The sequence below is a fragment of the Echinimonas agarilytica genome, from assembly GCF_023703465.1.
Taxonomy (GTDB): Bacteria; Pseudomonadota; Gammaproteobacteria; order Enterobacterales; family Neiellaceae; genus Echinimonas; species Echinimonas agarilytica.
The window spans coordinates 159,554-181,402 of record NZ_JAMQGP010000010.1 but is presented as its reverse complement, the minus strand read 5'-3'; the positions used below and the strand labels follow the sequence as shown (position 1 = coordinate 181,402).

Here is a 21,849-nt window from a genome sequence, read left to right as displayed (position 1 = left end):
TCCCCATGCGAGAGTAGGTCACCGCCAGGCACCTTTTCAGAGAAAGCCCGATTCGTAAGAGTCGGGCTTTTTTGCGTTTACGGATTTCGTTATATGCACAGACGTCCTTGTCTTGGCGGCATACACGTTATCTGTGGCCTTAATTCCATTCCTTATTGGCTAAAACAATGACATCTGATAGCTTGGTTTGCACTTGGTAGTGCTTTGTAGTTGAGCCTTAGGAACGAATCCGATGACAACGACTGTGCAACTTCATCAAAGACTTGAACAAATCAGCGTCCGTTTTTCAACCTTAGAACATGCAGTCGCTTTAATTGGGCTAGGTTCAATTGGCTTAGAACACCAACGTTTTGACCAGTACTCGGATCTCGACTTTTTTGCAGTTGTTGAGCGGGGTTATAAATCCAGGACTTTGTCAGATTTGTCTTGGTTAACTGAATGCTCAGCGGTGGCTTATCAATTCTTTAATACTAAAGAGGGCTGCAAGCTCATGTTTGCAGATGAAGTATTTTGCGAGTTTGCTGTATTTGAAGAACATGAATTAGCCGACATTTCATTTTCTCCGGGGCGACTTGTTTGGAGCAAAGAAAACGCGTCAAGTACGTTAGCGTTTCCGATCAAACGGCCTCGTAAAGACGAAGCACCAGACACACAATGGCTCATTGGCGAAGCGCTGACTAATTTGTATGTAGGGATGCAACGCGAACTTCGTGGTGAACATTTATCAGCCATGCGGTTTATTCAGTGTTACGCATTGGATCGCGTGGTGGAGCTCTATTCCTTAACGCATGGTTCAAATAGTATTGATATTGACGACTTCGATATTAGTCGCAGGCTAGAACAGCGCTTCCCAGAATTGCTGGCAGCATTAGGCAGTATGCTTCAGGGCTACCATGGAAATGCCGCATCAACACTTTCTATTTTAAAACTCTTAGAAACCATGCAGCCGGTGAACGTTGCAATGGCTACTATTATACGAAGACAATGCGCTCTAGGCATAAATGACACAGAGTGACTCGTTGGCTCGCTTAAGGACGTAATGTGGATGACCCTATAATAATGCTAGTGAGCGTTGGATTACTTTCTATTTGCTGTCAGTATTTTGCATATCGAATTAAGATTCCAGCCATTTTGCCATTGCTTGTAATTGGACTAGTGGTTGGCCCACTGATGGGCGTATTGAATCCCGATGCTTTGTTTGGCGATCTGTTGTTTCCTATTGTGTCGTTATCGGTGGCCGTAATCCTATTTGAAGGTGCGCTGACTCTACGCTTTAGCGATTTAGCCGGTCATGGCTCTATGGTTCGTAATCTGTGTACGGTAGGCGCGGCGGTGACTTGGTTGGTTGTTGCTCCCGCCGCTCACTTTATATTGGGGATGTCGTGGCAAATGGCCTTCTTGTTTGGTGCCATTGTCACTGTGACAGGCCCTACTGTTATTGTACCTATGCTGCGCTCGGTGAGGCCGAGCTCTAAAATTTCTAATATCCTGCGTTGGGAAGGCATCATCATTGATCCCGTTGGCGCGCTGCTCGCGGTTTTGGTGTACGAATTTTTGATATCAACGCATGATGCGGTAACACACACGTTATATGCTTTTGGGTTGACGTTGGCTGTCGGTCTCGGCATCGGTGCTTTAGTGGGATATGCGTTGGGCGTTATGTTACGCAAAAATTGGATTCCACATTACCTTGAAAATACAGCGGTCTTGACGATCATGCTCGGGGCGTTTGCTGGTTCGAATGCAATTGCTCATGAGAGTGGCTTGCTAACGGTGACCGTGATCGGAATGTGGCTCGCCAACATGAAAGGTGTTGATGTTGACGATATTTTGGAATTCAAAGAAACCTTAAGTGTTCTTCTGATTTCTGCATTGTTTATTTTACTGGCTGCACGATTAGATTTTGGCGCGGTATCGAATGTAGGTTTGGGCGCAATCGGCGTACTCGCTGTCACTATGTTTGTCGCGCGCCCATTATCTGTATGGTTGTCGTCAGTCGGTACAGGGTTAAACTGGCGCGAGTTAGCCCTGCTTAGTTGGATTGCTCCGCGAGGCATTGTCGCTGCCGCTGTGTCGGCCTTATTTGCTCTGAAACTCGAAGCTGTGGGTTACGCAGAAGCGTCTGTTTTGGTGCCTCTGGTGTTTTTGGTGATTATCAGCACCGTTGTCATCCAAAGCTTAACGTCGGTGCGCGTGGCTACATGGTTGAAGGTACGTGCTCCGGAACCGAATGGGTTGTTAGTTTTTGGTGCCAACCAATTTTCGCGCTTATTAGCCAAAGAGCTCATCTCGTTAGGCTACTCTGTGCGTGTGGCGGACACTAACTGGGATTCTATTCGTTTGGCTCGGATGGATAGTATTCCAACGTATTATGGCAATCCAATGTCGGAACACGCAGAGCGAACGCTTGATTTGTCGGTCATTGGCAAAGTGCTAGTGATATCACCTTATCGCCAGTTAAATCCATTGGTGACCTATCACTTTGAACATGAAATGGGTAAAGGCTCAGTGCTGGGCTTAAGTGGGATCGATCAAGAGCAGCGCCCGAGTCATCAGATCTCAGAATCTTACGCGAAGAAGCTAGGGTTATTCTCAGAGGGGATCACCTATGGAAAACTTGCGGGTCGAGTGGCCAAAGGAGCCGTGATCAAAACTACTCGATTGTCTGATAATTTCACAATGGCGCAATATACGGAGACATATGGGGACAGAGCGTTGCCATTGTGTGCGGTAGATCCGCAAGGCCAACTGCATGTGTATACCATTACGCGAGATTTTAAACTCAAACCCGATTGGCAATTGATTAGTCTAGTGACGCCAGAAGGGGGGGGGGACGGCGGCTAATTCAACGGCTTTGTAAATGGTGACCTTGCAATGAAGAACTAGCCCTGTTTTATACAGGGCTTTTTTATGCGATACGGAAAAAGCATGCTGCTATCAAATGGATTTGAGAGCGATATCACCAATGTATAAATTTGTAACCCAATAAGCATATATTTAATACTTTTGTCTATAAAGAGCGTATCGGTCGCATTAATGCTTCAATAATATGATGTAAATCAAAAATAGCGCGGTTAAATCTCTTGAAAAATCGTGCTTATATGTTGCTGAGGCGAGTATGAAAAAGAGCGCAATATCCGATCCGTTTGAAAAAGCCAGACTTGAACAGGGTGTGAGTGAAATTGATGATCAAAAAGACCCCGTTAAAATGGTATTGGGTTTAAAAGATGTTCGTAAATGTGCTCACAATTGGAAGACTTACCAATCAGGGGCCGCGCCCGGACGAATTGTTGTTCCGTCTGAAGTTCATATTCGCGATACCCGACAAATTCCATTCGAAGTGGATCCACCTGAGCATAAAAGCTATCGGGATTTAGTGGAACCTTGGTTCAAACGTCCACTGCAGGATGAATACAAAATCTTACTTAAACAACAGATTGACGCCTTGGTTGACGATGTTCTTGCCCGCCCAAGTGTTGAGGTGGTTGAAGAGTTCGCATTGACGCTTCAATCACGCGCACTGACCTTGCTACTGAATACGCCTTATGAAGAATCAGATGTATGGATTGACTGGGGCACACACGTCTTTAGAAGTGAAGACAGCGACCTAGACGCCGACAAAGCCAATATTTTGTATGACTACATCGATCAGCAGATTGACAATGCAATTGCGTCTCCAACGGATGATTTGTATTCCATGTTGTTGTCTTCTGAAGTCAATGGCAAGAAGTTAACCAAAGAAGAGGTTAAAGGCGTCATGATCCTGACGTTTGCCGGTGGCCGAGATACCGTGATCAACGCCGTGACCAACACCATTGCTTATTTGGCTGAACATCCAGAAGCCCTTCGCCATTTGCAAGACAATCCCGATATGACGGGCAAAGCCGTTGAGGAATTGGTGCGTTATTTCTCGCCGCTCACGCATATGGGACGAGTAGCGACAGAAGACACGCAAGTCTGTGAGCATGCCGTCAAAGCCGACAGCCGAATCTCCCTGTGTTGGGCGTCGGCCAATCGCGATGAGCGCGTATTCGAGAAACCGAATGAGATAATGTTGGACCGCAAAGTAAACCCGCATGTTGCATTTGGTTTTAGCCACCATAATTGTCTGGGAGCCACACATGCACGGCAAATTTTGAGCACGTTGCTTGTTAGTCTTGCGTCAAAAGTGGGCTCGATAGATATTCATCAATATCACGAAAAAATAGAAGATTGGCAGCAATTTCAACGCAAGGTTGGCTACGACAGTATTCACGTCACCTTTCATGCTAACAACAAATAACACGACCAACCGAGGATAGAGAAATGGCAAAAGTTACCTTCGTAACACCCGACCAAGAAAGCATAACAGTAGAAGCCGATTCAGGCTCAGTCATGGAGCTTGCAGTGAACAACAATATTCAAGGCATTGATGGCGACTGCGGTGGCGTTTGCTCTTGTGCAACCTGTCATGTTCACGTGGCAGCTGGAGATGTGACTAAAGTTGGTGAAGCGAGTGAAATTGAGCAAGACATGCTTGAACTCGATGACAACGCTAATGAATTCAGCCGCCTATGTTGCCAAATAGAAGTTACCGAAGCCATTGATGGTGTTGTTTTAACAGTGGCGGGTTAAGGAATAGACATGACAGAGTTAGCTGTTGAATCCCAAACTTGTGTGATTGTTGGTGCAAGTCACGGTGGTGTAAATGCCGCCTTTGCTTTGCGAAAAGAAGGGTGGGAAGGTCGCATTGTTTTGGTGGATGCAGACCCCGCATTGCCGTATCACCGGCCACCTCTGTCAAAAGCATTTTTAACGAGCTCAGACGACATTTTGAAACTCGCGTTAAAGCCAGAAGAGAGTTACAACAAAGCCAATATCGACCTGTTACTTGGTCACACGGTGACCGGTTTATCGGCAACCGTTAAAACCATCGAATTAGATGATGGTACTGCGTTGTTTTACGACAAGTTAATTCTGGCCACCGGCGCTCGACCTTTTATTCCGCCTATTAATGGGCTTGATACGGCTCGTGACTTGTACCCGCTGCGTACGGCTCAAGATGTTGAGAACATTCGGCGTGCATTGCAGCAAAGTGAACACAAACGTGCAGTGATCATCGGCGGAGGGTACATTGGTTTAGAGACGGCTGCATCAATGAAAAAGCTTGGCGCTTCGGTCACTGTGTTAGAGCGCGAATCGCGTATCCTCGCACGTGTTACATCGCCTGAAATGTCAGAATTTTTTGATGGGCTCCACAGTCAGCACGGCGTTGCTGTAGACACCGACAAGAATGTGGTTCGCATTCGTACATCAGAACATTGTAATACCGTGGTTTGTGAAGATGGAACTGAGTATGTAGCAGATATTATCGTGGTGGGTGTTGGGATTCGAGTGAATACCCAGCTAGCAGAGGTGGCAAAATTAACGCTTGAAAATGGTATTCAGGTGGATGATCAGTTAACTACGAGCGACAAGAATATCTTTGCCATAGGCGATTGCTGCTACCACTTTAACCCAACCTATGAGCGCCATATTCGCTTAGAGTCAGTTCAAAATGCGGTGGACCAAGCAAAAGTTGTTGCAGCCAATATTTGTGGCAAAAATAGAGTGTACGACACCGTGCCTTGGTTTTGGTCTGATCAATATGATGTAAAGCTGCAAATGGTGGGGTTGCCCCAAGGTTATACTGAATGTTTGATTCGGCAAGAAGATGACGATTCAGGTAAGTTTTCTGCGTGGTATTTCCAAGGGGAGAGATTGCTTGCAGTGGATGCGATTAATCACGCCAAAGCTTATGTTGTGGGCACTAAGTTTATTGCATCAGGCCGTGTTCTGGATAAACACAAGCTTGCCGATAAGACGGTGGAGTTTAAACCCGCCAATTTTCTCGCTTAAGCATTCATAAAAAGCCGAGTTTGTTGCGGCTGTAGAACAACGTCTTTGCGGAATAATATTCCTTCGCGCAAAGACGTGTCTGGCGTTGTTATTCCTCAATACCTAGTAAATCAAAGTAGAACGCATATTCCAGTGCTAAGTCATGATAGCGTTGGAATCGTCCAGAAGCGCCGCCGTGACCGGCTTCCATATTGATATGAAATAATAGTTGGTTATCGTTGGTTTTCATATCGCGTAGTTTTGCCACCCATTTTGCAGGCTCAAAATATTGTACTTGAGAGTCATGAAGTCCGGTGGTGATGAGCAGGTGAGGGTAATGTTGTGCCTTGACCTGATCATAGGGGGAATAAGACAACATGTAATCGTAATAAACTTTGTCATTTGGATTCCCCCATTCATCATATTCGTTGGTCGTCAGAGGGATTGACTCATCTAACATGGTGGTCACCACATCCACAAATGGGACGTGTGCAGCAACCCCCAAATATAACTCCGGCGCTTGATTGACCACGGCGCCCATCAGCAATCCGCCAGCGCTACCGCCCACTGCAAATATTTTTCCTGGATCAGCATATTTCAATTCGCCGAGGCTCTTAGTCACATCAACAAAGTCATTGAACGTATTCTTCTTATTCAATAATTTGCCGTCGTCATACCAAGGGCGTCCGAGCAATTGACCACCACGAACATGAGCAATGGCATAGATGATGCCGCGGTCGAGTAGGCTTAAGACAGACGCTGAAAAGTAAGGGTCGCGAGTTGAACCATATGATCCATAAGCATACAAATAGAGCGGATTTGCTCCGTCTTGCTTGAAGCGATCAGCGCGATACACCAAACTCACAGGAACGGATGTGCCATCTCTGGCTTCAACATAAATACGCTCACTTTGATAATGGCTTGGCGTAAAGTCACCGAGGATTTCATCACGCTTGAGCAGCTCTTTTTCTGCAGTGACTAAATCAACATCATAGATAGACAAAGGCGTTGTCATACTGGTGTAGTAGAGACGAATCTTATCGCTACTTATTTCTTCATTGGCAGAAAAGCCGGCCATATAAACAGGATCATCAAAAGCGACGGTTTGGCTCGACTGATCTGTGAGGTCAATAATTCTGATTTGAAGCTGGCCATTTAAGCGTTCGCGCAGCACCAAGTGAGACTGAAACACAATAAAGTCATCCAGAAAGGTATCTTGACGATGTGGAACTGCATCAATCCATTTTGATTTGTCACCGATATTTTGTGTGTTGGCTTTCATCAATTTAAAATTCTGAGCGTTCCAATTGGTGCGAATATAAAATTGGTCGCCCAGTGATTGAACACTGTATTCCAAATTGTCTTCCAGAGGGTGGAGCCTTTTAAACTCACCTTCAGGCGAGTCTGCAGGCAATACTGACACGCCCGTAGAGGCTGTACTGTTGTGAAAGATCTCGATGTATTGATGATCCATCGATTTATAAATACTGGTATAGAAGCTTTTATCGTCTTCTTGATAGACCAAAACATCGTCGCGTTGAGGTGTTCCAAGAGTGTGTCGAAAGACTTGATAACCGAGCAGGGTTACGGGATCTTTCCTAATATAAAACAGTGTTTTATTGTCGTTGGCCCAAACTACACTGCCTTGAGTTCCTTCGAGTTTGTCGGGAAGCATTGCTCCTGTATCTAAACTTTTAAACTCGATGGTGTAGATGCGTCGGCTCATCGTGTCGGTTGAATAGGCTAAAAGTGAGTTGTCGGTACTGACATCCCAATCACCTAGGGCAAAATAGTCTTGCCCTTGTGCCAGTTTATTTTGATCGAATAGCACTTGTTCGCGGCCTTCTTCAACATCGGCCCAGCGAACTTGGATCGCATATTCTTGGCCATCTTCAAAACGGCGTTGATACCAGTAGCCATTGCGCTTGATGGGTACGCTGTTGTCGTCTTTTTTCAGTCGCTCTGTAAGCTCTTTAAACAAGGCTTCTTGTAGCGGCTTAGTATGCGCCAGCTTAGCTTGAGCATAATCTTCTTCGGCTTGCAGGTGAGCCAATATTTCTGGTTCGGTTCGTGAGTCGTCGCGCAGCCAATAGTAATTGTCGATACGAGTGTCACCATGAATGGTCATCTCGTGCGGTACCTTTTTCGCCATAGGCGCTTCTGGCTTTAAGGTTTTGCTATGAGCAGATGGTGAAGTCGAGGTCATGTTAGGGGTGTCTTTTGGCTGGGTTGAGAGTGTTGAATCATTGTCACTGCATGCGCTTAAACAGAGTAAGAGTGGCAAAGCAAAGAAGAAATAACGCATGTTCAAATCCCTGTTTGGTCGTTATGAATATACCGCTTGCTCAGCGATGGCTACGAATGGAAACCTATGCACAGTTCGCTGTCATGATGTCGGTCACATTAGCTATGAGCGCGTTCGGATGATGAAGGCCGTACGTGCACTACATCATACATCCATAGATCATAATGCAGAGAGATTTTTATGCGGACGCGGGTTATGGCAAAGTGAAGGCGACAAAGCACAAAGCCCACATCAGTGCTGAGTGTGGGCTTTGAGGTTAACCTAATTAACGGTTACCGGACTGAGCGCCGCTGTTGTTTTGTGAGCGGTTTGGGTTGGGTTTGCGACGCCTATTGTTAGGTTTGTTTGCCCCGCTCTCCTGAGTACCACTGCGGCGACGTTGTGGCTTCTTGTGCCCAGAAGCATTGTCACCGGAACGTTGGCCGTCGCGATGATCTGTTTGCTGCTTGGGCTTTTTAGGCTTTTTGGGCTTAGCCGGCGGGCGCAGGCGAGATTCTGGCAAAGGGTTCACTGGCTTAAATTCGGCCAATTCTTGGCGATCAATCAGCTTTTGTGTCAGCTGTTCAATATCCGACAATTGCTTGTATTCGTCAGCACTTACCAACGACAGAGCTTTACCCGTTGCCCCCGCGCGGCCTGTTCTACCAATGCGATGAACATAATCTTCAGCAACATTGGGCAAGTCAAAGTTCACCACCTGCGGCAGTTGGTCGATATCCAAGCCTCGGGCTGCAATGTCGGTGGCCACTAAAGCACGCACAGCACCCGATTTAAAATCGGCTAGCGCTTTGGTCCGTGCACCTTGGCTTTTGTTGCCGTGAATTGCTGCGGCTGTGATGCCACGGCCTTCTAAGTGTTTGGTTAAGCGGTTTGCGCCGTGTTTGGTTCGCGTAAATACCAGTACTTGTTGCCAGTCGTGCTTTTTCACAAGGTGAGATAAAACCGCAGACTTCTTACTTTTATCAACGGGATAAACCCACTGTTCGACAGTTTTTGCTGTTGCATTGCGGGGGGTGACCGATATTTCAACTGGATCGTTGACCAGACCTTTGGCAAGGTTGCGAATATCTTCTGAGAAGGTCGCTGAAAACAATAAGTTTTGACGTTTGGCTGGTAATTTGGCCAGCACTTTTTTGATATCATGAATAAAGCCCATATCGAGCATTCGATCGGCTTCATCCAGCACCAGCACCTCAACTTGAGAAAACTTCACTGCACCTTGGTTGAATAAATCGAGCAAGCGGCCAGGGGTCGCAACTAATACATCAACACCGCGTCGCAAACGCATCATTTGCGGATTAATCCCAACACCGCCAAACACAACGGTAGAGCTCAATCGAAGATTTTTGCCATACAGCGCTACGCTTTCGCCGACTTGCGCGGCAAGTTCACGGGTGGGAGTTAGAACTAATGCGCGAATATGGTTGGGTTTTGCGCGTTGACCTTCACTGAGTCGTTGAAGAATCGGTAAGGTAAAACCGGCTGTTTTCCCTGTTCCGGTTTGGGCTGCTGCCATCACGTCTTTGCCTTCGAGTACCGCAGGAATGGCTTGTGCTTGGATGGGCGAAGGTGACTCGTAACCTTGTTCGGTTACAGCGTCTAAAATCGGTTTAGATAATCCGAGTTCGGTAAATAGCATCAACAGCTCTCTATCATGGAGGGATTGACCAGCGAAGCTGGTGGGCGGCGAAGTATAGCAGTATGCCTGCGGCGATAACAGCTAGGGTTATACTGCTCGCCCTGCATTGAGTTTAGCACTGCCTAAGAAGTTGTTAGTGTGAGAGCTGGAGTTGAGTGTATATGGGCGGCCTGTCAGCGCGCCCTGGTGCCCTGTTTCTTTTAAGCGCTGCAAAATAGCGTGCGGCGCAGTCCACTTTTGGCTACACCATTGCGGTGCGATAAGTGTTGGTGGGCGGGCATGAGCAGAAATGCGATGAAAGATCACATCACTTGGCGTCATCTGAATCATGGTGGTTGCGGTGTCTACATATTCATCTAATGAAAGCGTTTTGAGACGATTGGCATGCCATGCTTTGGCCATGATACTGCCGTCGACCACATGCAAAGGGTGAATTTTTAAGCCATCAACACCGCAATCTAAAACGTTCGCCAGTGTGGCCAATGATTCTTCCCGAAGCTCTCCGGGCAGCCCCACAATCAAGTGTGTGCAGACTTTAATACCGTAATGTTGCGCCCTTGTGATTGTTTTGCAGTAGTCAGCAAATGTATGACCCCGATTGATGCGCTTCAAAGTCTGGTCATGCGCCGTTTGAAGGCCCAGCTCCAACCATATTTCTTGCCCCTGGTGCTGATAATCAGCCAGTAGTTTAAGTACCTCGTCAGGCACGCAATCAGGCCGAGTGCCCACGGCAAGGCCTATGATCCCGGGTTGTTTTAGCGCATCGTCATACAGTGCTTTGAGCCGGCTAACTTCTGCATAGGTACTGGTATAGGCCTGAAAGTAAGCCAGGTAGCCATCGGTTTTTCGCGTGAGTTCATGGCGCCGTGTAACAATTTGCTCCGATATAGTTTGCCGCTTAGCCGTTGTGTCTACAAAGGAGCTCACATTGCAAAAGGTACAGCCCCCTTTGCCGATCGAACCATCACGGTTTGGGCAGGTGAAATCGCCGTGCAACGAAAGTTTGCGGATCTTGCGACCCCAATGTTGCTTTAGGTAGTTGCTAAATGTGTTGTAGTAAAGGTTCGATTGCATCCGGTGGATTGTAACTGCGTGTAAAAAGTGAACTTTGAGAGGGATCAAACACCGAGTCGATGATCGATATGAGGCTTGCCTGAATATTTGGTTGATCGCGGCAATAAAAGTATCGCTTTCGGCTGTTCTGCGCGTACCTAAACTTTTTATCTCCGACTGAGCAGAGCTAAAACCGTTCATGTATTTGAAGGGAATAGGTGAATCATGGGCTTGCTTCATGGCGCCAATATCCAACATAAGTAATCACCACAGCGGAATTAGTTCCAACCTCAGTTTGTGCCATATCAAAACTAAAATCGACCTTTGTTCGGACGAAGCATTCTTCTGTTCTGCATACCTTTCTATAGCTTGCTCCTATGAAGTAAAACGAATCGTCTCATTCGAAGGCGTGGCTGCGTTTAGAGCAAGTGAGGGCGAACATGGGGGGATTGAGGCTCACAGCAAGAGGCCCGCACTCTATGTGTCGTAAATTATTTTTAAAATAGATACGAATCCTCAAGGGTTCGGAGAATCAACATGGAACAGCGAAAACGAATTGGACTCTCAATCTTTCGTCCGAAAAAAACATGGTACTTGGCTTCTGCTATCTCTCTGGCTTTTATTCCTTTGTTAACCCATCAAGCTTTAGCTGATCCCGCTGAGTATCCGTCTCGGTTTGATGAGTTATGGGCAGAGATTCATGATGATGCGAATGGATATTTTAGTGCCGATGGTGGCCCCTACCACTCGATTGAAACCTTTGTAGTTGAGGCGCCTGATCATGGTCATGAATCAACGTCTGAAGCATATAGTTACTGGCTGTGGCTGGAAGCGGTGAAAGGCAAGCGTTCGGGGGATTGGTCGCACTTCCGGAATGCATGGCAAAAAATGGAAGAGCAAATTATTCCAACCGATCAGATGCAGCCTACCGGCTGTAGTTATGATCCATCAGCCCCTGCGACCTATGTGCCCGAAGGGCTTCTGCCGAGTGATTATCCTGGGCCTCTCAAGGCGAGCGTATCGGTGGGAGAAGATCCGATTTCAGCTGATCTCAGAGCACAATACGGCACATGTAGTATCTATGCTATGCATTGGTTGCTGGATATGGATAACGTTTATGGCTACGGCAATTTTGGCGATGGCACCAGCACGCCTTCATACATCAATACGTTTCAGCGCGGCCAAGAAGAGTCGGTTTGGGAAACTGTGCCGCATCCATCGTGGGAAGACTTTACATGGGGAGGGGAGTTCGGCTTCTTAGATTTATTTGTTAAAGAAAGTAATGATCCTTCACCCCAATGGCGTTATACCAACGCGCCTGATGCCGATGCGCGTGTATTGCAGGTTATGTACTGGGTTCTTGAATGGCTAGAAGAGCAAGGCAAAGATCCCAATGAAGAAATTCCGGGACTGGTTGAGAAAGCGACCAAAATGGGAGATTACCTTCGCCTCGCCATGTTCGATAAGTACTTTAAAACTATGGGAGCGCAAAGCGAATCAGCGCCAGCAGGGCAAGGGTTTGAAAGTGCTCACTACCTCATGAGTTGGTATTTTGCATGGGGTGGACCGATCGACGAATCTCAAGAGTGGGGCTTTCGGATTGGTTCGAGTCATGTTCATTTTGGTTACCAAAATTTAATGGCCGCACATGCTCTAACTCAGATAGATACATTGAAACCACAAACGCCGAATGCTGTTTCAAACTGGGAAACATCTTTGGAGCGCAAGTTAGAATTCTATCAATGGCTGCAATCTAAAGAAGGTGCCATTGCAGGTGGAGCAACGAATAGTTGGAACGGCAAATATGATGCATTTCCGGCAGATCGAGCCGATCGCACTTTCTACGGCATGGTGTATGACGAAGATCCTGTGTACCACGATCCCGGTTCAGGAACATGGTTTGGATGGCAAGCTTGGTCGATGGAGCGCGTGGCGGAATATTATTACGTCACAGGAAATACCACAGCCGAAGATATTATGGACAAGTGGATAGGCTGGGTGATGGCAAACATTCATTTGCTGCCCAATGGTGAAGTTGAGGTGCCGGTAGGGTTATCGTGGAGCGGTTTACCGGAAGCATGGGATCCGCAGAACCCAAAAAAGAATACCGAACTGTCGGTTGAAATCACCAGTTGGAATCAAGACATTGGTGTGATTGCTAGTATGACCAAAGCTCTGATGTACTACGCAGCGGCAAAACGTGAACATACAGGCTCTGTGGATGTTGCTGTCCGCGATATGTCAGTTGAAATCCTCAATCGCATCTGGGATAGCTTCCGAGATGACAAAGGGTTAGCAGCACCGGAAACGCGAGGAGACTTTGGTCGACTGACTGATCCTGTTTATATTCCGGACAATTGGAATGGCGTCATGCCAAATGGCGATCTTGTCAACAAAGACTCAACATTCAGTAGTATTCGCAGCTTCTATCAGGACGACCCGGGCTATGTGGCCACCATGGAAGCGGTGGAAAATGGAGATGACCCAACCTTCTATTACCATCGTTTCTGGGCGCAGGTGGATGCCGCCGTTGCTTATGGCTTGTTTGACGATTTGTTCCCCAATATTTGCAGTGAAAACTGCGTTCCAATCGCACAGGCAGTGACAGCAGGTGTATTGGTGGGAGAATCTGTTGTTGTGACCTTGAGCGGCAGTGATAGTAATGGCGATATTGTCAGTTATAGCGTGACACCGCCAGCAGCAACCGAAGGTTCGGTTTTACAAAATGGCACGCAGGTAACCTTTACTCCAGCCGCTAACTTTGCCGGTGACAGTCTCTTTAGCTACACAGTGACTGATGACGAGTCACTCACATCTGAGCCTGCAAGTATCACGATTAGCGTGGTAGACCCCGCTCAAAACCAGGCTCCAGTGCCTTGTTTTGTGGTGGATCCAACTTCTGGTATTGAAGGCAAACCCTTAAGTTTTGACGCGTCGTGTTCAACTGATGCTGAAGACGATTCATTGCTATATGAATGGGACTTCGGTGATGGTGTAACCGATGTGGGTAAACAAGCCAGTCATATCTTTGATGCGGTCGGCAATTACGCGGTCACGTTGACCGTTCGCGATTTATACGCTGGCACTGTACTTCATACGGAAACAACAACTGCATCTGTTGCGGTGGCACCGCAACCCGAAGGGACGTCCTGCGCAATTGGTGACGCCAATGTGTGGGGCAATGGCTTTGTGTTGAATGAGCTTTCTGTCGTGAATATTGGCACGCAACCATTAAATGGTTGGACTGCGACGCTTGAACTTGACCGTCCGGTTCAAGTGACGGGGTCATGGAATGTATCCATTGCTCAAGAAGGCAACGTACTCACTTTCACTAATCCTGTGCCAATTACGTTGCAGCCCGGAGATACCGCTCCGTTATTCGGATTGCAGGGCGCTTATACCGGATCGCAAATGACGATACCGGATTGTATGGGTTCCGCGGAAAGTGGCGGCGGTGATATCAATATCGTCCCACAAGGTGAATTCACCGCTATAGTCGGCGGGTTAGAGGTGTCTCTGGATGCGAGTGCTTCAACTGATGCCGATGGTGACTCAATGTCGTTTAGCTGGGATTTAGGTGACGGTCAGAGTGCTTCAGGCGTGTCACTTAATCATACCTATGCTGCGTCGGGTAGTTATGAGGTAGTACTTACCGTGACAGATGGTCAGGGTGGTTCCGATCTAGTGAGTCAAATTGTGAATGTTAGCGGTGGCCTCTCAAGCCCGCCGAATGCCATGTTCTCATCTGATGTAAATAACCTCAGTCTGTCGGTCGATGCGTCGTCCTCAACAGATGCAGACGGAGATATTGCGTCTTACCAATGGGACTTTGGCGATGGTACTACGGCTTCAGGTATGACGGCTTCTCACAGTTACAGCGTGGCTGGCTCTTATTCCGTGACGCTGGTGGTGACCGATGAGGAGGGGTTGTTCGACACCGAAATTGGTGAAGTGGTAGCGCAAGATCCGGTGCAGCCTAAGGGGAACTGCGAGTATTCGATTGATAACCAATGGGGCGGTGGGTTTGTGGCATCTATTCGTATCACCAATACCGGAACAACGGCGGTGAATGGCTGGCAAATCGGTTGGGAGTATTCCGACGGTAGTACGGTTTCGAGTTCGTGGAACACCAATCTCAGCGGCTCCAATCCATATATCATTACGCCTTTGTCGTGGAATTCCACCATTCAGCCGGGCCAAAGCATTGAGTTTGGTGTGCAAGGCAACAAAGGCATTCTAGACAGCTCTGCTCAAATCCCCGTTATTACCGGAGATGTGTGCGATTAATCGGTCAATCAAGACTGATACGGGTGTATTGGATTCACGTCAATAGTGTGGTCGCCCGAACTTTTCCCGACCATTCCGGCTGGTGGCTTATTTGGCCAGTCGGAATTTTTCATCCAAGCTTCAAGCGAAAGAGAAAGACAATGAAATATAAGTCGATTTACTCAATGAGTGGCCTCGCTCTGGCGTTATCTACACCGATGGCGGCAATGGCGGCGACTTCCGATTTTCAATGGCCTTACAACCAACCGACCAATGTGCAATTTAATCTTGCCGATGTTGAGTCCTCTTATCAAGTGTGGAAAGCAGCGCGTATTACTGCAACCAACGCTGGCGGCAATGGTCGCTATCGAGTCATGGGGGGTGTGAACGATTCGAGTTCGGTGTCTGAAGGCATAGCTTACGGCATGATTTTGACCTCTATCTTTGATGACCAAACCGAATTTGATGGTTTGTGGTCATTTGCCAAAGACCATTTTGACGACCAAAACTTGATGCACTGGTACATCGGCGCCCCGCAACAATATTTAGGCACAGGAGCTGCCACTGACGGTGATGTGGATATGGCCATTGCGTTAGTGAATGCCTGTGTGAAGTATCAACAAGGTGCTTGGACTCAAAGTGCTCTGAATATTGATTACTGCGCCGATGCGCAAGACATTATAAATAATATTTACGACTACGAAGTGGATTTGCCGGGGCAGGTACCGTTCTCCGGACTCGATGATAATCTGGGCAACGAGCTAATGCCCGGCGATCAGTGGTTACTTCAGCCTAATTATCCCGATGGAATCGTCAACCTTTCCTATTTCCCTCCTGGATTCTTTACCGTTTTTGGCAAGTTCACCGGCCAGTCGAACAAATGGGAAGCGGTGAATCAGCGTAATTATGACTTGGTGAATTTAGTGCAATCGAAGCCCGATAACTGCTCGGGGTTGGTGCCAAACTGGAATAAGTACAACGGTGATGTGCAGGTGGTGCCCTGGCAAACCCGCAATTCTGGCTGGTGGAGTTATGACGCGGCTCGCTTCGGTTGGCGCATTGCCGTGGATGCAAAATGGTATGGAAGCGACAATGCCATCGAAACGGTGAATGAACTCGGCAGCTTTTTTGCAACCATAGGTGTCGACAGAATTGCAGGCGAATATACCATGAGTGGTGCTCGTGCAGGCGATCCCGCATGGACCTTCTTTATGGCGAATGCCGTCGCTCCAATTGCTGCTGCAACCGCGCTCAGTTCTGTTGATTGCGGCGAGGCATCAGGCTCGGTGAAAAGTGATGCGCAAGATGCCTATAACAAATTGCTGAGTGTTGGCGATGGCTCAGATTATTATGGCTCATATTGGCGCATTGTGAGTTTACTGCTGATGTCGGGCAACTTTCCCAACTTATACGAAATGGCGAACGATGGTAGTCCGTCAGTCGTCATTACGTCACCCGCTGATGGCATGCGACTTGATTCCGGAAACGGCATCGAATTCATCGCATCTGCCGATGATGATCAGGGCATTGCAGCGGTCGAATTCTTTGTGAATGAGGCGTCAGCGGGTGCAGATACCAGTGCTCCGTATGGTGTGATTGTTGATTTAAATGATGGCCTAAGTGTTTTCACTGCGCTGGCAACAGATATCGATGGTAATCAGTCTCAATCGTCTTCGATTACGGTCAAAGTAGGCAATACGGCACCTATTGCAGTGGCCGAATTAGTCTCTGTCAATGGTCTTACCGTGAACGTGAGTGGGGTGAACTCATCCGATGCGGATGGTGACGACCTTGCGTACGCGTGGAACTTTGATGGCAGGCAAGACATCTATGATGCAACCGCGAGTTTCACCTTTGCTGACGCGGGTGAATATAATATTTCGCTACAAGTGAACGACGGTCTTGCCACCTCTGTGGCCGATGTTTTAACGGTGACGGTTGAAGAGCCTTTAAGTCAGAACTGCGAATATGTAGTGATGAATGAATGGGCTTCTGGATTTGTGGCAGAAATTCGCATTACCAATCCGAGCGCAACGACCGTGAACGATTGGCAGGTTGCTTGGTCGTATGCAGACGGGTCTACGGTTAGCTCTAGCTGGAATACAGTGTTAACGGGAAGTGGGCCATATAATGCTTCAGGTTTGTCGTGGAATGCCAATATTCAGCCGGGACAGACTATGAGCTTTGGCGTACAGGGTCAAAAAAGTATGCTGAATAAGCCTGCTGAAATTGTGCTCGTCAGTGGCGCGGTATGCCAATAACGCAGGGTTTTATGAGTCAATAAAGTCTTTTTATAAAGCGCGACCCGCTGTCACCAGTGGGGGTGCTTTTCATGAAGGCCAACGATTCAATATTGAGCCGTGAGTGGGGCAAAACACATCGGTGACTTTTAGAAATCGGTCATGCGTACTAATCTACAACAGGAGCCAAAACCGAACATAGAAGAAAAATCATGCGTTTAGTCATTATAAGCCTCTTACTTTTTTCCTGCTCGCTGAATGCCGAGCAGTATTTGATTCATGCAGGACATTTGATTGATGGAGTCAGCTCAAAAGCCCTCGCAAAGCGCTCCATACGCATTCACAACAATCAAATTGTGAGTGTTGAAAAGGGCTATAGCAGCGCGAAAAGTAATGAGCAGCTGATCGATCTGAAAGACAAAACTGTCATGCCCGGGCTGATGGATATGCATACGCATTTGTCAGGTGTGTTTACCAAAAATTCCTACCATGAAGGTTTTTATATGGACCCACCCGACTATGCTTTTCGTTCTACTATGTACGCCAAAGATACGCTCATGGCGGGCTTTACTACGGTACGAGATTTAGGAGAGTTTTCCCCTGGTTTAACCACGAGTTTGCGTGACTCAATTAACAAAGGTTGGGTGCTTGGCCCGCGGGTTTATACCGCGGGTAAAAGTATTGCTACCACCGGAGGGCATGCCGATCCCACTAACGGAATGAATCATGAACTCACTGGTGATCCGGGCCCCAAAGAAGGTGTCATTAATGGCCCAGAAGATGCCTACAAAGCGATTCGCCAGCACTACAAAGACGGTACAGACGTGATTAAACTTACGGTGACCGGCGGAGTGTTGAGCTTGGCCAAAAGTGGTGACAACCCGCAGTTTACCGATGCAGAGCTCAGCGCCATCATGAGCGCAGCCCGAGACTATAACTTTGTTGTTGCAGTACATGCGCACGGTGCAGAGGGCATGAAACGCGCGATTCGAGCGGGTGTTGATTCTGTGGAACACGGTACTTACATGGATGACGAAGCAATGGCCTTGATGATCAAGCATGACACTTGGTATGTGCCCACGATTACGGCTGGTAAGTGGGTTGCAGAGAAGTCTGCAATCGAAGGATATTACCCTGATGTCGTACGTCCGAAGGCAGCTGCAGTAGGGCCCCAGATTCAAGGAACTTTTGAAAAAGCCATTCAACGAGGCGTTAAAATTGCGTTTGGTACAGACGCGGGTGTGTTTCCTCATGGTTTAAACGGTCGAGAGTTTGGATACATGGTAGACGCGGGTATGTCACCGATTGATGCAATTAAAACTGCCACGATAAACGCAGCACAGTTATTGCGTATTGATGACACGCTAGGCTCCATTGAAAAGAACAAACTGGCCGACATTGTGGCTGTGAATGGCAACCCGCTAGAGGATATTAAGCTGATGGAAAATATTAGCTTTGTCATGAAAGATGGAGTTATTTACAAGCAGTGATGGGCACAATAGACCGTAAGTAACGTCCTTGGGTGGAATATGATCCGGATGTAGCAGGTGGATGTTCATCGCTAGCACTCGCTCTAAGTCGCCATTGAGAAGCAGAATGCATTATATCAATGGCGCTTACTTGAAAGTGCTAAGTCAGGTGAGCGGTGCGATCAAGCGCGGTTGCGAGTAAATCCAAGTTACGGCAGACATAATCTGAAGAGTTCACATATACAGGCAATTTTCCGGGGACATATAAGCAAGCCAGCATGGCAGCGCGATGCGCGGCATACACGTCATACAGATGGTCACCAACGTAAAGTATGTTGTGAGACGCCATTTTCCACTGAGCGGAAATACGAATTAATGAAGTTGGATCGGGCTTTGCCGGAGCGTCTTCACGCGTGATTATTTGCTCAATTGGAATGCGATTACGTTTTATTTTAATGCGTGTTGCTTGACGGCAATTTCGGGTCACGATTGCCATAGGAATGCTTTGTCGCTTAAGTTGCTGCACTAGTGCTTGGGCGCCAGGCATCCAGTTCGATTGCTCGGCATCATCTAATTCATGTTGGGCAACAATAGAGTGAGCGCTTGCTCTCGCTTCTTGTGATGGCAGCTTTTGAATGTAATCAATAATATCTTCGTCAGCAGGGCAACCTATTTGAGCTTTCATTGCTTGAAAGTCGAGAGATGAATCAACCAGAGTTCCGTCTAAATCAAAAATAACGCCTTCAACCCCTTCTAAGGAATGATTAAATTGCGGGGTGTTTTCAAGGTACTCAGGTCTAAAGTTCATTTAAATTTCTCCAGCGTTCAGCTTGTTTAGTATTGCTTGCTAGACAATGACTCCCAGTGTCAATGATCTGACCGCCTAAAAGTAGAATAAAAATGATTATTTTATAAATAGAATTTATACATGAGGATAGTGGTAGGAGGAGTATTTATTCAGGTTGTTAAATTATTGTTTAATTAAGGAAAAATATTGTTTGTTATGGGAGGTTTAATTGTGAACTTGGGTAGCTTTACGTCAAAAAAATAGCGCTCGCCCCAATTTTATCTTTAGGCTCTTTTAGAGGAATTATTCAGCTGTAAATGGGGCAAATGCATCACTAAAGATTTGCTCGGCGAGAGCTCCAGACTCAAGGCTCTGTTTTTTCAGCGCGTGCACCATATGTTTGGAGCCACATAAAAATATGGAAAATCTGGAATAATCTGAATAATGATTTTGGAAGTAGTGAAGAATATCAGATTCAGTGGCAAACGGGGCGCGCCCCTTTTGCGAGACAAAACTCAAAGACAACTGGCTATATTGAGCAGCAAGCATTTGTAATTCGTCGACTAAATAAAATTCATCAGCATTTGTGGTGGCAACAATTAAATCAATCGGGCCGGTATGACGATGTTGGAGTAAGGCGTCACGCACCACACCATATATGGGAGCCAAACCTGTACCCATACCGCACAGCAGCAAAGGTTGTTGAGCTTGCCCCGGAGTGTAGTAACAGTCACCTTTAGGTCCTTCCAATGCGACATGTGTACCAACAGCAAGGTCGTCATAGGCCCAACGGCTGAAAGCTCCGCCTTTAACGCGTTTAATATGAAATTCTAAGTAGCGATCAAGTGAAGGAACACTGGCCAGAGAGTAGGGACGAGACAAGGCTCCATTGCGATAAATTGCAACGAATTGACCTGCTTGGTAGTCCATTTGAGCGTCAAGTCGAACTCGAACAACGGTTGAATTAAGGTGCGTTTTTTCAACCACTGTAGCAATGACTAGCTCAGCAGGTCGAGGAGGCAATTGCACCGTCATACCTTGTGCTGGAAAACATTGGCAACTTAAAAAACAGCCTTGTTGTTTTTGTGCAAATGTTAAGCCTTGCTGAGATTTTGGGGTGGGCGTGCCTTGCGTTGTTTGCAACAGGCATGATTGACAAGCGCCCGCGCGGCAACCATATCGAATAGTATGACCGCGGCGTAATAAACCATCTAAAACAGATTCCTCGGAGTTTAATACGAGGTCTTGACCGGCAAAGCTAACCTTCGTCATTTCTCGATATTTCAACTCGTTAGATTCGATTGGACACGGAGATAGTAACAGAAATCGTATGTGAATCGAACGCTTCAGTGAATGTTGCTAGCAATGACGGTGATAATATCGCATTAGTGAAAATCTATGCAATGGGGTAGATTAGGTCGGGTCGATAACGAGCAAAACTGGAAATCAATATGACCGATCAATTTAGTGGCATTGATGTGATTGAAGTTGTTGAAAACCAACTTGACGATCAGGCGCCTAAAATTGTGAAAGAAACACTCATGCGACTGATGATGACAGGGCATTCTCGAGAAGATGCGCTTGAATTGATTGCCTGTGCATTGACCGAAGAATTGGTGGCCGTAGCAGAACGGCAAGAGGCGTTTAATCTAACGCGATATACCCAAAACCTTTCAGGTCTGCCGGAAATGCCGTGGATTAGCGAGGAATAGCTGATGAATTTACTCATGATCATTGCATTGCTGATGGTTGGTTTATTTGTTGTGATTAAACTCACCGAACGCACGAGCAAAGAGCGGTCAATGGAACAAATGCAATCCATGAGTCGCTGGTTGATTCCACTCGTGGCGATTTCTTTGGTTGCTCAACTGATTTACATGATGGTGAAGTAACGCATTTTTGTGAAATGGGCGGCTTTCCAACAATGGAGAGTCGCTCCGCATTATTTTCTGGCTTTCTCGCGCGGATTGAGTCATAGGGCTTCTATCAAGCGTTCTTTTCAATGCCACCTTCAAAAACTCGTCTAAAAGATTTACTTCCAACGATCTGATTTTATTCAAGATTGAAACGTATTGATCAACGTCTCGGTCCTGACCTCAAAATTAAAGGTTATTTGATTAAATTCATCTGATCTTTTAAATTAGCAATATGGAGCTTTTAGCTCAATATCAGAGAATTTCAGCTAGTCACATATGTCGGCAAGTTGACCCATTCCAAACAGCGTGAATTTCTTC

15 protein-coding genes are annotated in these 21,849 nt (G+C 46.9%); 10 read left to right on the top strand and 5 right to left on the bottom strand.

Going from position 1 to position 21,849, the window contains the following annotated elements; genetic code table 11:
- Positions 1 to 232 precede the first annotated feature (232 nt).
- The 5 genes from NAF29_RS17300 to NAF29_RS17280 all read left to right on the top strand — a co-directional run bounded on the left by NAF29_RS17300 (position 233) and on the right by NAF29_RS17280 (position 5,877).
- Positions 233 to 1,015 carry a hypothetical protein gene (locus NAF29_RS17300; protein WP_251262887.1) on the top strand — a complete coding sequence of 261 codons (783 nt, stop codon included), beginning with the start codon at positions 233 to 235 and terminating at the stop codon, positions 1,013 to 1,015.
- Between the two features lie 26 nt (positions 1,016 to 1,041).
- Positions 1,042 to 2,844 carry a cation:proton antiporter gene (locus tag NAF29_RS17295; RefSeq protein ID WP_251262886.1) on the top strand — a complete coding sequence of 601 codons (1,803 nt, stop codon included), beginning with the start codon at positions 1,042 to 1,044 and terminating at the stop codon, positions 2,842 to 2,844.
- 274 nt (positions 2,845 to 3,118) lie between these two features.
- The gene (locus tag NAF29_RS17290) at positions 3,119 to 4,282 is read left to right on the top strand and encodes a cytochrome P450 (protein WP_251262885.1); all 1,164 of its coding nucleotides are present in this window, start codon (positions 3,119 to 3,121) and stop codon (positions 4,280 to 4,282) included.
- A gap of 23 nt (positions 4,283 to 4,305) precedes the next feature.
- Positions 4,306 to 4,614 carry a 2Fe-2S iron-sulfur cluster-binding protein gene (locus NAF29_RS17285; RefSeq protein ID WP_251262884.1) on the top strand — a complete coding sequence of 103 codons (309 nt, stop codon included), beginning with the start codon at positions 4,306 to 4,308 and terminating at the stop codon, positions 4,612 to 4,614.
- Positions 4,615 to 4,623: 9 nt separating this feature from the next.
- On the top strand, positions 4,624 to 5,877 hold the full coding sequence (locus NAF29_RS17280; RefSeq protein ID WP_251262883.1) for an NAD(P)/FAD-dependent oxidoreductase: 1,254 nt from the start codon (positions 4,624 to 4,626) through the stop codon (positions 5,875 to 5,877).
- 88 nt (positions 5,878 to 5,965) lie between these two features.
- On the opposite strand, the gene NAF29_RS17275 is transcribed toward NAF29_RS17280, so the two are convergent.
- From NAF29_RS17275 to mnmL, 3 genes are all read right to left on the bottom strand, one after another.
- A complete protein-coding gene (locus NAF29_RS17275; protein WP_432763244.1) occupies positions 5,966 to 8,161 on the bottom strand; it encodes a S9 family peptidase in 2,196 nt (731 codons plus the stop codon).
- Positions 8,162 to 8,426: 265 nt separating this feature from the next.
- A complete protein-coding gene (locus NAF29_RS17270; RefSeq protein WP_251262881.1) occupies positions 8,427 to 9,800 on the bottom strand; it encodes a DEAD/DEAH box helicase in 1,374 nt (457 codons plus the stop codon).
- Between the two features lie 87 nt (positions 9,801 to 9,887).
- Positions 9,888 to 11,111 carry a tRNA modification radical SAM protein MnmL/YtqA gene (gene mnmL / locus NAF29_RS17265; RefSeq protein WP_349665596.1) on the bottom strand — a complete coding sequence of 408 codons (1,224 nt, stop codon included), beginning with the start codon at positions 11,109 to 11,111 and terminating at the stop codon, positions 9,888 to 9,890.
- Between the two features lie 279 nt (positions 11,112 to 11,390).
- Here mnmL and NAF29_RS17260 point away from each other — a divergent pair, with 279 nt between their 5' ends.
- The 3 genes from NAF29_RS17260 to NAF29_RS17250 all read left to right on the top strand — a co-directional run bounded on the left by NAF29_RS17260 (position 11,391) and on the right by NAF29_RS17250 (position 18,849).
- The gene (locus NAF29_RS17260; protein ID WP_251262880.1) at positions 11,391 to 15,140 is read left to right on the top strand and encodes a glycoside hydrolase family 48 protein; all 3,750 of its coding nucleotides are present in this window, start codon (positions 11,391 to 11,393) and stop codon (positions 15,138 to 15,140) included.
- Between the two features lie 140 nt (positions 15,141 to 15,280).
- Entirely contained in the window at positions 15,281 to 17,380 is a 2,100-nt protein-coding gene (locus NAF29_RS17255; protein ID WP_251262879.1) for a glycosyl hydrolase family 8, read from the top strand.
- A gap of 191 nt (positions 17,381 to 17,571) precedes the next feature.
- On the top strand, positions 17,572 to 18,849 hold the full coding sequence (locus tag NAF29_RS17250) for a metal-dependent hydrolase family protein (RefSeq protein ID WP_251262878.1): 1,278 nt from the start codon (positions 17,572 to 17,574) through the stop codon (positions 18,847 to 18,849).
- A gap of 139 nt (positions 18,850 to 18,988) precedes the next feature.
- Here the strand turns inward: NAF29_RS17250 and NAF29_RS17245 are convergent, their stop codons facing one another.
- Positions 18,989 to 19,636, bottom strand: coding sequence for an HAD family hydrolase (locus NAF29_RS17245; protein WP_251262877.1), 648 nt, complete (start codon positions 19,634 to 19,636; stop codon positions 18,989 to 18,991).
- Positions 19,637 to 19,918: 282 nt separating this feature from the next.
- Positions 19,919 to 20,887, bottom strand: a complete 969-nt coding sequence (locus NAF29_RS17240; RefSeq protein WP_251262876.1) for an FAD-binding oxidoreductase — start codon at positions 20,885 to 20,887, stop codon at positions 19,919 to 19,921.
- 179 nt (positions 20,888 to 21,066) lie between these two features.
- Between NAF29_RS17240 and NAF29_RS17235 the strand changes: the two genes are divergently transcribed.
- Both NAF29_RS17235 and NAF29_RS17230 read left to right on the top strand, forming a co-directional pair.
- Positions 21,067 to 21,327 carry a hypothetical protein gene (locus NAF29_RS17235; protein WP_251262875.1) on the top strand — a complete coding sequence of 87 codons (261 nt, stop codon included), beginning with the start codon at positions 21,067 to 21,069 and terminating at the stop codon, positions 21,325 to 21,327.
- A 3-nt stretch (positions 21,328 to 21,330) separates the two neighbouring features.
- Positions 21,331 to 21,507, top strand: coding sequence for a hypothetical protein (locus NAF29_RS17230; protein ID WP_251262874.1), 177 nt, complete (start codon positions 21,331 to 21,333; stop codon positions 21,505 to 21,507).
- The last annotated feature ends 342 nt before the right edge of the window (positions 21,508 to 21,849 follow it).